General features: G+C 49.2%; 3 protein-coding genes and 1 pseudogene. All 4 read right to left on the bottom strand.

Translation table 11 applies throughout. The features are described 5' to 3' along the window. Positions 1-341 precede the first annotated feature (341 nt). Positions 342-734, bottom strand: coding sequence for a type II toxin-antitoxin system VapC family toxin (locus THINI_RS22935; protein ID WP_002710864.1), 393 nt, complete (start codon positions 732-734; stop codon positions 342-344). After that, positions 721-975 carry an AbrB/MazE/SpoVT family DNA-binding domain-containing protein gene (locus tag THINI_RS24710; RefSeq protein ID WP_245536706.1) on the bottom strand — a complete coding sequence of 85 codons (255 nt, stop codon included), beginning with the start codon at positions 973-975 and terminating at the stop codon, positions 721-723. Before THINI_RS24710 ends, THINI_RS22935 begins: the two co-directional genes overlap by 14 nt. 114 nt (positions 976-1,089) lie before the next feature. After that, positions 1,090-1,749 carry a transposase gene (locus tag THINI_RS22930; protein WP_281054707.1) on the bottom strand — a complete coding sequence of 220 codons (660 nt, stop codon included), beginning with the start codon at positions 1,747-1,749 and terminating at the stop codon, positions 1,090-1,092. 30 nt (positions 1,750-1,779) lie between these two features. Next, positions 1,780-1,922 (bottom strand): annotated as a pseudogene (locus THINI_RS27460) (IS1595 family transposase); the annotation flags it as partial.

The following is a 1,922-nucleotide window of genomic DNA, read 5'->3' as shown; positions in this document are numbered from 1 at the left end:
ATGGCTCAGGGCAATGCGCCCGCGTAAAGAAGCCGGATATACGAATGCAGTTTGGTCTGTCCAATGCCTGTCCTTGAGCAAACCGTCACCCGCAACACAGGGGAAACACACATGACGAAGACAACAGCCCGCCAACAGGATGCCTTACACACCGGCATTGTCAAGGAGCTTCCCTGCGGGACTCCTCCTTGACAATACCGGCGTTTCAGGCAAAGAAGCCAGCATGGGCTGTTGCACCAAAAGGCACAGGAACTGCGCCTTGAGGGTTTTTATTGGATCTTTGCTGGAAAGGGTTGACTGTGGAGACCATATATGACTTGTTATGCCTTTGATTATTAGTGCTATTTCAAGACCTTGAACGCCGGGGTTAATCCTGATCTGCTGGCAGCCTTGCAAAACTGCTCATCAAAAGTATGCATTAAGCTCTCGCCACAAATGCATAAGTGCAGAGCATCAGCAAAATCAGCGCCTAATTTGTACCATTCAAGGGCTTGTCCAACTTCTGTTGGGTTCTCTACTGTGACATTTTCTGTGATCAGGGTATTTTCAAGAAATGTCGCTATGTCAGTACGGGATGTTTTGTAAACTGACCGAAGTACCCACTCACTCTCCAGCAAGACAGTCCTTGAGATGAAAACATCACTATTATTAATTAGTTGTTCTGCAATGTCGGCTTGGTGCTGATCATCATTGACCGCAAGACGTACCAACAAATTGGTATCAAAAGCGATCATTAGTGTACTCGACTGGTTTGCAAAGTGTTTCGGTTGGGACTGGTTCGCCTTTGTGTTGTAAAAACCCCCGTAAGGATTTTGCTGGTAATTTGTGCTTTTGGGTTGGTTTGGTCTGTAGCATCACCCCATGTTCAGTTGTCACCAGTGTTAGCTCAACGCCAGCACTCCAATGTAGGGAATCACGAACCTCTTTGGGTATAACAATTTGTCCTTTGCTGGACAGTCTGACTGTAGCTGCCATCATCATTATCACCTCAAGTAAGACTGTTGGTAAGAATCTTGATTATGGAATGGTTAGGGTCGGATAGCAAGCATGACTGTGAGTTTGTCTTATTTCTCTGTACACGACAATTTCTCATCCCGCTGATTTCACATCGAGAACTACAGTCCCCTGATGGCAAGTTATCAGGTGTGGAGGCCACCAAAACAACACCCATAACCTGATTGCCGCCATCGGTTTATGCAAACTATGCAACAGCGCGTCGGTCAGGTAATCGAGGCCATAGCGGAACAAGCTTTGTTCAGGCCGACCATGTTTCTTGAGTGCTAATGGCTTGGTGACCTTGTGCTTCCATTCCCCGGTCTTGTGCGCCCAGCAAAAGCCGATGGCCAGTAGCGCCATGACTTTCTTAATGCGGAAGTAGCGGGTCATACGGGTATCCTCCCAATGGAAGCCACGCCCTTTGAGGCACTGAAACAGGTTTTCAATTTCCCAGCGCAGGGCATAGGTGTCGAATGGTTCACGAAAACGCTGGTTGGCAGCCAGAATCAGTAATTCCCCATCCTCCAACCGCATCCCGCTGAGCCAAACCCGTGCCTGACCTACCCAGCAGGCTTTACGCAGACGGCGGTTCTGGTTTGTCTTGAGGTCGCGGAAACGGGAACGCACCGCCATTTCCCGGCCTTGTTGATCCGTCATCAGTTGGTTTTCCCGCATTCGCATCAGGAACGGGATCCGGTTGGCCGTTAACCAAAGCCACCATTGTTCACCAATGAATTCACGGTCGCCGAGTATCCCCGGAGGCTCAATATGCGTTTCAGGGTCTTATCCCAACAGCAGCGAAAGCAAGGACTGTAAGGCAGCTTGCCCCCCGTTTCTGATGTTGTGAAGAGACTCGAAGAATGCAAGGTAACACGGTAGCTTTTCTTGTGAGATCCCCCGATGAGGTCGTAACCATGAGCGTAACA

It is taken from the genome of Thiothrix nivea DSM 5205, assembly GCF_000260135.1.
Taxonomy (GTDB): Bacteria; Pseudomonadota; Gammaproteobacteria; order Thiotrichales; family Thiotrichaceae; genus Thiothrix; species Thiothrix nivea.
Note: the sequence above shows the minus strand (reverse complement) of the source record. Positions and strands in the feature narration are given on the sequence as shown.

Coding starts and splice junctions, on each gene's coding strand:
- THINI_RS22935 (WP_002710864.1), bottom strand. CDS start 734: ATGATCGCTTTTGATACCAATTTGTTGGTACGTCTTGCGGTCAATGAT.
- THINI_RS24710 (WP_245536706.1), bottom strand. CDS start 975: ATGGCAGCTACAGTCAGACTGTCCAGCAAAGGACAAATTGTTATACCC.